Here is an 8,595-nt window from a genome sequence, read left to right on the forward strand (position 1 = left end):
CCGATGGTACTGCATGGGTAACTGTGTGGGAGAGTAGGTCGCCGCAGGGAATTTATTTGAAAGGCCCACCTGACATAGCGTCGGGTGGGCCTTTTGCTTTTGGGGCCGAGGGGGGATCGGCACCTGCCGTGCCCGTTCCCCCCACCACGGCTACTTCCGCTTTTCTTTGCTACCCCAGTTCATTCCCACTTTGAGTTGTCCCTTTCCCGGCTGGTTGGTAATCAGCGCCTGTTTCCCCTGCATGGCCAGCACCCGCGGCGCCGGCACGAGGCTTTTGTTCCATCCCTCCAGGTTGTCTCTCGGCACCACAGCCAGGATCTGACGCTCGCTCTCCCGCCACAGGCTTTGGAACTGCTGCGTCCCCAAGAACCAGGAGCCGTTGTTCCCCTGCTTTCTGCCGAACTCCAATTCTCCCTCATCGCCAACCACGACCACCCTGCGCTTGGTGTAGAGCGGCAATTCCTGTTGGTACCCCACCGACGCTACCACCGCGCCTGGCTCGGCCGTTTCGTTGACCATGAGCGCAAGGTCCCGGATCAGCTTCCTTTTCCCGATGGCATCGTAGATGACCGGCGGCCCGGCAATCCCCAAGACATACGCGGACAACAGCAAAATCACAAAAAGTCGACTCGGCTCAGGGTGTCGCGAGGCAATGAGCGCGCTCAGCCCCTGGGCCGCAAAAAGGCCACCGAGCAGAATGGCTCCGGGTTCGGTAATGCGGGGCGACTTGGCCAGTACCGGATAAAGCGCAACTCCGACCGCAATGATCAGGTTGGTGAGACCGAGAATGGCTCCCGGTTTTTGGAGCCGATCCGAGTGCTTCTCTATGGTTTCTGCCAAGGTGGCCCCTACCAACAGGGCAAGGGCCGGGTAGACGGGCAATATGTACGGGATAAGTTTCGAGCTCGAGAGGGAAAAGAAAAATAAGATCGTTCCGGCCCACAGCAGCAAAAAGAGCTTGGCCTCTCCCTTTCCGTTGATGTGTTCTCTCCAGGCGCTCTTGATCGCCGCCGGTAGAAAGAACGTCCAGGGGAGCAGGCACCCGATCAGGACCGGAAGGTAAAACCAGAAGGGCTGATAGCGATGGTGCGTCTTGGTGAGATAGCGCGCGAAGTGTTCATGAATGAAGAAAAACTGAAAAAACTGCGGGTTTCTCAGCGATACCAGTATGAACCAGGGTGATGCGACGACGAAGAACAGTAAGGTTCCGGAGCCCGGACGCATTTCTTGCAGCAGGGGCCAACGTCTTGTTACTGCCAGGAAGATCACGATTATCGCTGTGGGAAGGACGATCCCGATCAGCCCTTTGGCGAGCACCGCGAGTGCGGCACAGATATAGAAAAGATGGTAATAGAATCCCTTATGTTTTTCTTCTGGCTGCATTGCCAGCAGGATCGAGCCAAGCGCTGCGCAGAGAAAGAAGGTAAGGGTAGTGTCGGTGATGTTGGTTCGCCCCTGCACCATAAATCCGATGGCCGTACCCAGTACCACGGCCGCACACAAACCCTCCAGACGGCCGAACAACTTCCGGCCCAGGTGATACGCCATCAGGATTCCCAGAACCGCCCAGAGCGCACCGAAAAAGCGCGCGGCAAAGGCGCTTTCACCAAAGATCCAGGTGGCCAGCACGTTCACCCAGTAGTGCAAAGGCGGCTTCTCGAAATAGGGGACGTAGTTCAGGGTAGGCGTCACAAAGTCGCCCCGCTCGATCATTTCCCTCGGGATCTCCAGGTATCTGGCTTCATCGGTCCCCAGCAGGGGGAATCGACCCAGTCTGAAAAAGTAGGCGAATCCGAAAAACACTGACAAAACAAAGAGGTCCAACACCGTGGGACTCTGTGACAGTCTTCTTGCCAGTAGTTTCATGGAGAACTCCTTGTGCAGAGGAAATGATAGGCTGCGCTGAGAGTTGTATTTGATTAGACAAAACTAATATCATACGTATGATTGTGAGTCTATTTAAAAAAATTAATCATGCCGTTGCGAGTCTTGTTGACCCTGCTTAACTTGCTGACCCAACTACCGAACGGAGTGCCAGGGGTGGGGAAGTTTTCTCTTTGACATTGCGGGCATGCCGTCCTAATCTGCGGGCTCTGGGACTTGTTTCAGGGGAGGTGTGCGTGAATCAAGCGATTAGAGAAGAGATCGAGCGGTTTGTGGCGGAAGATGACGGGAATCGTCATCCCGAGGCGGCGGGGAGCTTGTTCGATGTGCCCCTGGTAGGGTTTGCTGTCGCGGACGACCCGCTGTTTGCAACGTACAAGAAGGTGATTGGGGATTTCCACCTTACCCCACTGGAGCTTTGCAGGGCGGAGGAGGTGCCTTGGGTGCCCCGGACGGTAATTAGCTGGGTCCTTCCGATTTCCGAAGCGGTCCGCCGTTCCAACGCCGCCGAGCAGGTGTTTCCGTCGCGCCCCTGGGCGGTGACGCGAACCCACGGCGAGGCATTCAATGGAGCCCTGCGCCGTCACCTGGTGACGTACCTTAAAACCGCAGGATTTCATGCGCTTGCGCCTCAATTTCATCCTTCGTGGCAGGAGTTTTCCGACACCGCCGTGGGAAGAGCCTCTTCATGGTCCGAGCGCCACGCGGCCTACGCAGCGGGACTGGGTACGTTCAGTCTTAACGATGCGCTCATTACGCCGAGGGGTATCGCCCATCGTTGCGGAAGTGTCATTACCGATGCGCCGGTGGTCCCGTCGGAAAAGATTTACCGCACCCACACCGAGAACTGCCTGTATTTCCGCGACGGTTCCTGCGGAGCGTGCATCGGCCGATGCCCAGTCGGCGCGCTTTCCCGCACCGGACACGATAAGGAGAAATGCAAAACGTACGTATATGAAACGGCGCCGGCTCAGGTCGGGCAAACGTACGGCGTAGCCCAGACCGGGTGCGGCCTGTGCCAGACCCGGGTTCCCTGCGAGGCGGGGATTCCCGGCCGTAACTAGCGAAACCTCCGCCGCCCGTCTTTGCTGGATGACGAGCCTTTCCGGCACAAAAAAAGGACGCCCGCAGCTATCTGATGCGGGCGTCCTTTTATATATTGATTTCGCTCTTAAAGATCTGCGACCGGTTCGCCAACCGCCTTGGTACTTCCTCCCTTTCCGCGAAACTCCAGGAACTGTCTCGCCATTTCCCGTGCCTTGCCTTCGGGGAACAGCAGCCGCGCCTTTTGGATCAGGAGATCCTCATCCGTGACGTGGAACTGAAAGAGTTTCCACAACACCTTGATCTTCGCCTTCCAGCGGTGGTCATCCACGGCAAGGCTATTGAACGATGCCAGAAGGGTCTTGGCAATATGATGTTGTTCGTACTCCTCGAGGACCTTTTCGCTCAGGTCATCATCGATTTCCAGTGCCGAGAAGAAGAAGCGCTCTTCTCCCTCGAGGTGAGTCATGAGTTCTTCCTGCAGTTCAGAGAAGACCTTCAAGGCAGGGGCAACGGTTTTGCTGTCCGTATCGACGATCGCGTTGAACAGCTCCATGATGTGCCGGTGCTCGTTGGCCAGAAGGTCGAAGATGGATCCGATCGACACTGGTTCCGGTGCCACCTCGGATGCGAGCTTCCCGTGCCCCTTACCCTCTGCGTCGGTCATCATCAGGCCTCCTCTGGCCAGTCCGCTGGTACTCGCCCGAACCCCGGTCACCGCGGCCGCGGCTTGTCGCTCACTGCGAAATCAGCCTTTGCTTCTCCTTCGGTTCCGATGTCCTCGGCGCCGGTGTCTCTCAGCACCTCTACCGCGCGCTTGCGCCAATCGGTGTTGTCACAGTGAACCGACAGGAGGATGCCCCCTTCCTTGACCCGCCCTTCGTAGCGCTTTGCCTCGTACTCCGGAATCCCCATCCCGACGAGCGCTCCGGCGATCCCCCCGATGACTCCGCCGGCACCGATACCGGCCAGCAGCGCCACGATCGGGCCGGCAGCGATGAGGGGACCCACACCGGGGATGGCCAGGGCTCCCAGGCCGCTCAGCCAGCCGAGTGCGCCCCCGACGATGGCGCCGGTTCCCGCACCGGCAGTCGAGCCTTCCGGAAGCTTCGTGTGTTTCTCATGGGCGAAGTCCTTGGTGCCCACGTTCTCCGAGAAGAGGACCGATATATCGGTATTGCGGAAATTGGCGCTTTGCAGTGCATAGACTGCCTGCTCCACCGCCTCCCGGGTCCGGTACATGCCGAATACTGCAGAGTTTTTCATGGCTGCTTCTCCTTAAGCCTTTTTCTTAGGCGGCTCGGGAACCTTCGCCCCTTTCTCCCTCGCCTCGGACAGGCCGATGGCGATGGCCTGCTTAGGGTTTTTCACCGTCTTGCCGCTTCCGCCACTTTTCAGTTCACCCTTTTTGAACTTGTGCATGGCCTCTTCGACGGTTTCCTGTGCTTTCTTTCCGTACCTAGCCATTATTGTTCTCCCTGTGCCGGTTACCTCGTCGATCCCATCAGAAATATCCGATCAGCATCAGGATGATCAAAATTAGGAGGATCAGCCCCAGACCACCACTTGGGTAGTAGCCCCAGCCGGAGCTGTACGGCCAGGTTGGCAGGGCACCCAGAACCAACAGGATCAGCAGGATCAACACGATCAGTCTCATGGCTGTTCTCCCTGGTACTCCCGCTGCGAGGGCGGGAGACCGACGATGTCGCGTCTTTGGAATCTTTTAATAAATTCTCGCAATTCCGGATTTTTTTGTCAACGCGCAACCGCACCGGCCCCACGCCGCAAACCGTCTACCCCTCCGTCTTCATCCAGCAGCGCAGGACCTCCGCCACGCTCCAGGCTTGGGCAATGCACCCCCGCGGGGTGAACGGTTCTTCCGCATCACAGATCTCGCCAATGGTTCCGATGCATTGATCGTCGAGATGCCCGCACATCCGGTTCAGAAAAGCACGCGCTTGCTTGCGATAGCCCGGGTTCACCCGGAGCCAGGCGTCGATGAAGGGCCCGATCAGCCAAGGCCAGACGGTCCCCTGGTGGTAGGCCGCGTCGCGGGACCTAAGGTCGCCGGTGTAGCGCCGCTTGTAATCGGGATGGTTCCAGGAAAGGGTGCGCAGCCCAACCGGGGTCAGCAGCTGTTCCTGCACCGTATCCAGCACGGCATGCCACCGCGCCGGGTCGAGGACGCTGTGGCGCAGCGAGAGGGTGAACAGCTGGTTCGGACGGCAGGCCGGGTCGTCTCCCGCCTCGCCGTCGACGACGTCGTAGAGATACCCGCCTTCCTGGTACCAGAAGCGCTCGTTGAAGGAGCGATAAACCTGCCCCGCCAGCCCGGCGAGGCGCTGGGCAAAGGCAGGCTCCGACTCCTCTTCGCACCACGTTTGCAGTAGCCGCAGTGCGTTGTACCACAGCGCGTTGATCTCCACCGCCTTGCCGCGCCGCGGCGTAACCACCCAGTCCCCTACTTTGGCATCCATCCAGGTGAGCTGGTACCCCTCCGCACCCTGCCGCAGCAGTCCGTCGGCGGGATCGACGCCGATCCCGAACCGGGTTCCCGCGTGATGGTGCTCGACGATGTCACGCAGCTTTGGGAGCAGGGCCCGGAGGGTGTCGCGCTCCCCGCTCACCTCGGTATATCGGTCCAGGGCGTGGAAATACCACAGGGTTGCATCGGCCGTGTTGTAGACCCCCTCGGTTGCCCCCTCCGGGAACATGTTGGGAATGAGTCCGTCCTTTATGTACTCGGCGTACTTGCGCAGGATGGCGCCGCCCTCGTCGATTTTTCCCGTGGCCAGGGTGACCCCTTCCAGGGAAATCATGGTGTCGCGTCCCCAGTCGCCGAACCAGTGGTACCCGGCCATGATCCTGCGCAGCTCCGGATCCGAGCTCCCTACACCGCTGCTGGTGACGAATTGGTCCGCGGCGATGACCAGTTCCGCGGCAACTCCGCTACGCGCCGCCGGTGCGGCAATTCTTCGGAGCATTCTGCGCCGCCGGCGTTCCTGAAGCAGCGCCTGGCGGCACGGATGGGATTGCAGCGTTTCCCAGCTTTCGGTGGAGGCGGAAATTATGGCGCGATCTCCCTGCGCCAGCTCGAAGGAGAAAAAGCCCGGGCTCCAGATTTCCCCGAAGCACTCGTAGCCCCGTTCCTGTTCGATGCTGTAGCAGAGCTCGCTTTCGAGCATCGTTTGGGCGGTGCAGCTAAATCCGGGGCCGTCACCCAGAAAACGGAGCTGCATGTGCGGCTCGTGCCCCCGTACCTCGTATCGGTTTTCTCCCCCCTCGAAACGGTACGGTTCGGGAACCTGGTGATCGACCGGTTCGTTGTGCCCGCGAAAATGCAGGGACGGCCGCAGTTCCAGGCGGACGGCCTGCTTGGAACTGAGGACCCGGAACATCACGTGTACCGTGTTTTGCAGATGGGGAAGGAAAATCCTTTTTTCGATGGTGGCGCCGGCGATCTCGTAGCGCCAGCGCGGCAGCCCGTCTTCCAGGGTGAAGGACCGCAGCGAGGCGGAGACGCCCTCGGCGACGCTCTCCCCGGAAAGGCTGTAGCGCTGGCCATCGATGACGATCTGCTCGTGAAGGCGGTTGAAGGTCATGAAACGGCCGACCGGCGGTGGGAAGGCGGCGATCAGCAGACCGTGGTAGCGACGGGTGGGGACTCCGTTGAGGGTTCCCGAGGCGTAACCGCCCAGGCCGTTAGTCACCAGCCATTCACGATCTTGCAGCTCCTGGGCACGATAGGGGGGGGGCCAGGTCAGCACCCGTTTGGTTGTGGGCATGGCGTGCTCCGATGTCGATTAGCGTTTGACGGCGCGGGCCTCATGTTCGAAGGTCGGGAGGATCGCCTTGAAAAAGGCGTTGCGCACCAGCTCGACGATAATTTGCCAGGTACTGGTTTGCGGGCTCTTTAACGGCCCCGAGATATCGGCCTTCGTCGCGACTTGCTGTCTCGGTCGGTTTTCCAGCAGCTTGGCCACGCCACCGACCAGCATCTCATAGAGCCGATGCAGGGGCCCCTTGCGCTCGTGGCGCACCTGCAGGTCCTTGAAAAACGGTTTCAGGTAACCGGTGACGGCGTTGTTCTTGACGTGGAGCTCGGTGATCAGAGAAAACGTCCCGCCGGTAACGGTGAAATTGGCGTAGCTGTGGAGCAGCTCGTTCATTCCCGTTAACTGTGTGTTGTCGATTTTCACGTAGAGATCGAGGTCCGGTCCCTGCTTTTCCGGGCGAAAGGCGGCCGTCGCTTGGGTGGTGCCCGTTCCCATGAACTTACCGGTGAGGCGCGCGGTGGATGCCCCTTGGCTGAACTGGTTGGAAAAATTGCTGAGGTGCAGGTTGGTGTCGGAGATGAAGATCCGGTAGGGGGCGGCCTTGTTCCGGTTGATCATGCCGAAGGTGCAGCCGGTGAGGTTCATCTGGTCCATGCGGAGCAGCAGCCCGGGACGGTTGCTGAGCTTCTTGGCGGCCTGCCTGGCCATTGCCGCGCGTCTGTTTTCTGCGGCAGCCGTGGCTGCGGAGTGGATATAGTCCACCGTCATGCCACTGATCACCAGGTTCCTGATCTGCGCCGTGTTCACCTTCGGGCCGTATTCGATGGCTCCGTCCGTGCCGAGTTGACCTCCCTGGATGGAGAGGCTGGCCCGCGCGATGATCGGTTTGATCCGGTCGATAGGGACTTTTTCCAATTTGAAATGGGCCTTCACCCCCGGAACCGGTTCGGCCAGAAGGTTGGCCTTGCCGTCCACGGTGCCGCGGCCGCTATCAAAGACGGTGGTGTCGAGATGGAAATTGGAGGGGTAGACCCGGTCGGGGAGGTGGATGTTTCTGATGTTGTCCGCCTCGAAGTTGACGTGACCCAGCCGCAGCGGGAGCTTGCTGTCCGGGTCCAGGTAGGTGATGTCACCGTCCTTGATGAGGACGTGGTTGATCTTCAGGGGGTAGATGTCTTCGAGCGCCTGCTGCCAGCCGCGCTTTTTGACCGGCACGTTGCTGTGCACCTCCGTCTTCAGCTGGGCCAGGTTCACGTGTACCTTGGGACGGATCAGGGTCAGCTCCCCGACCAGTTTGCCGGAGAATATTTCGCGCCAATGTACGTTCGCCTTAAGGATGGGAAACTCGATGATAGGCGGGGCGGGATGTGCCTTCTGGGCGATGGTCAAACCCTTGAAGGTAAGGGCAAAGCCGATCAGCCGCACGTGCAGTCCGGGGAGGCGCACCGTGTATCCCACCAGGTGAGTGTTCAGTTTCTTCTCGATCACCCGCCGAACCGGTTCGTCGATGAAAAAGGAGGCGATGAACAAGATGATGCAGATGCCGACGATGATGCCGACTACCCATCGAAGAAGGTGCGTGCCCCTGCCGGGGCGCTGGGGAGGCGCTGGGGTCTTTTCTTCCGGTTCAGCCATGGCAGGCTCCAGAATTGCGTCGGGAAAGATGGTGGATTTGGGCAGGCTAATAATTTAGACCGCACCTCTTTTTTGTCAACGCGCTAAGTGGCGGCAGGAGCAGCATTTATGTGATGCCGGGGGGGGCGGGCGAAGAAAAAATACATCTTCCGGAAAAAACCTGTTGACACTCGGAGGCGGTTCGGGTAAGTTGCTGAGTCTGTCGCGAACGGCGGCTTGGTCTTTGAAAACTAAATAGTAGACAGTGAATTCATGC

Annotated in this window: 8 protein-coding genes; 1 reads left to right on the forward strand and 7 read right to left on the reverse strand. The window is 59.5% G+C overall.

Annotated features, from left to right (window positions below; all coding sequences use genetic code 11):
* Positions 1 to 150: 150 nt before the first annotated feature.
* Positions 151 to 1,866, reverse strand: coding sequence for a glycosyltransferase family 39 protein (locus tag JFN93_RS25160; protein WP_199387149.1), 1,716 nt, complete (start codon positions 1,864 to 1,866; stop codon positions 151 to 153).
* 254 nt (positions 1,867 to 2,120) lie between these two features.
* Between JFN93_RS25160 and JFN93_RS25165 the strand changes: the two genes are divergently transcribed.
* Entirely contained in the window at positions 2,121 to 2,948 is an 828-nt protein-coding gene (locus JFN93_RS25165; RefSeq protein ID WP_199387150.1) for an epoxyqueuosine reductase, read from the forward strand.
* Between the two features lie 107 nt (positions 2,949 to 3,055).
* Here the strand turns inward: JFN93_RS25165 and JFN93_RS25170 are convergent, their stop codons facing one another.
* The 6 genes from JFN93_RS25170 to JFN93_RS25195 all read right to left on the reverse strand — a co-directional run bounded on the left by JFN93_RS25170 (position 3,056) and on the right by JFN93_RS25195 (position 8,339).
* On the reverse strand, positions 3,056 to 3,598 hold the full coding sequence (locus tag JFN93_RS25170; RefSeq protein ID WP_199387151.1) for a hemerythrin domain-containing protein: 543 nt from the start codon (positions 3,596 to 3,598) through the stop codon (positions 3,056 to 3,058).
* Between the two features lie 44 nt (positions 3,599 to 3,642).
* Positions 3,643 to 4,194: a quinol:electron acceptor oxidoreductase subunit ActD gene (locus JFN93_RS25175; protein ID WP_199387152.1), complete on the reverse strand. Its 552-nt coding sequence runs from the start codon at positions 4,192 to 4,194 to the stop codon at positions 3,643 to 3,645.
* A 12-nt stretch (positions 4,195 to 4,206) separates the two neighbouring features.
* A complete protein-coding gene (locus tag JFN93_RS25180) occupies positions 4,207 to 4,395 on the reverse strand; it encodes a DUF6496 domain-containing protein (protein WP_199387153.1) in 189 nt (62 codons plus the stop codon).
* A 37-nt stretch (positions 4,396 to 4,432) separates the two neighbouring features.
* Entirely contained in the window at positions 4,433 to 4,585 is a 153-nt protein-coding gene (locus tag JFN93_RS25185; protein WP_199387154.1) for a DUF3309 family protein, read from the reverse strand.
* Between the two features lie 136 nt (positions 4,586 to 4,721).
* Entirely contained in the window at positions 4,722 to 6,713 is a 1,992-nt protein-coding gene (locus JFN93_RS25190; protein WP_199387155.1) for an amylo-alpha-1,6-glucosidase, read from the reverse strand.
* 18 nt (positions 6,714 to 6,731) lie between these two features.
* Entirely contained in the window at positions 6,732 to 8,339 is a 1,608-nt protein-coding gene (locus JFN93_RS25195) for a DUF748 domain-containing protein (RefSeq protein WP_199387156.1), read from the reverse strand.
* Between the last annotated feature and the right edge of the window lie 256 nt (positions 8,340 to 8,595).

The organism is Geomesophilobacter sediminis (genome assembly GCF_016458275.1).
Taxonomy (GTDB): domain Bacteria; phylum Desulfobacterota; class Desulfuromonadia; order Geobacterales; family Geobacteraceae; genus Geomesophilobacter; species Geomesophilobacter sediminis.

What these genes read in the sequence shown, in the direction of transcription:
- JFN93_RS25170 (WP_199387151.1), bottom strand. Translation starts at nt 3,598, where the DNA reads ATGATGACCGACGCAGAGGGTAAGGGGCACGGGAAGCTCGCATCCGAG.
- JFN93_RS25195 (WP_199387156.1), bottom strand. Translation starts at nt 8,339, where the DNA reads ATGGCTGAACCGGAAGAAAAGACCCCAGCGCCTCCCCAGCGCCCCGGC.
- JFN93_RS25185 (WP_199387154.1), bottom strand. Translation starts at nt 4,585, where the DNA reads ATGAGACTGATCGTGTTGATCCTGCTGATCCTGTTGGTTCTGGGTGCC.
- JFN93_RS25160 (WP_199387149.1), bottom strand. Translation starts at nt 1,866, where the DNA reads ATGAAACTACTGGCAAGAAGACTGTCACAGAGTCCCACGGTGTTGGAC.
- JFN93_RS25175 (WP_199387152.1), bottom strand. Translation starts at nt 4,194, where the DNA reads ATGAAAAACTCTGCAGTATTCGGCATGTACCGGACCCGGGAGGCGGTG.
- JFN93_RS25180 (WP_199387153.1), bottom strand. Translation starts at nt 4,395, where the DNA reads ATGGCTAGGTACGGAAAGAAAGCACAGGAAACCGTCGAAGAGGCCATG.
- JFN93_RS25190 (WP_199387155.1), bottom strand. Translation starts at nt 6,713, where the DNA reads ATGCCCACAACCAAACGGGTGCTGACCTGGCCCCCCCCCTATCGTGCC.